At 71.0% G+C, this 297-nt stretch carries 1 protein-coding gene; it reads right to left on the bottom strand.

Going from position 1 to position 297, the window contains the following annotated elements:
• A partial coding sequence (locus OO014_RS19285) for a hypothetical protein (RefSeq protein WP_272463949.1) occupies positions 1-252 on the bottom strand: 252 nt, incomplete at its 3' end.
• Positions 253-297 lie beyond the last annotated feature (45 nt).

Genomic DNA, 297 nt, shown 5'->3' with positions numbered 1-297 from the left:
GAGCAACACCAAGGCCGTTGTCGCCAACGCCGCCGCGAGGACAGCCATCATCAGAGTCGTCAGGCGGGCCACCGGCACCTCCAACCGCCCCAGCGGATCCGGCTCCGCAGGCGAGTCTCGTCCGCGGTCGACGTGCAACCACACCGAGACGGCCACCCCGGCGGTCGCGAACAGCCCGAACAGGGCCCAACCGAGCCAGCCCGGCAGCTGCAGAACGGCCACGACGTAGGCCAACATCGCCAGGCCGAACACCAGCTCACCTCCGCCTCGCACCACCCTGCCCAAGCCGCCCCACCG

It is taken from the genome of Intrasporangium calvum (assembly GCF_028446585.1).
GTDB lineage: Bacteria > Actinomycetota > Actinomycetes > Actinomycetales > Dermatophilaceae > Intrasporangium > Intrasporangium calvum_A.
This window is presented reverse-complemented; position numbering and strand designations above follow the sequence as displayed.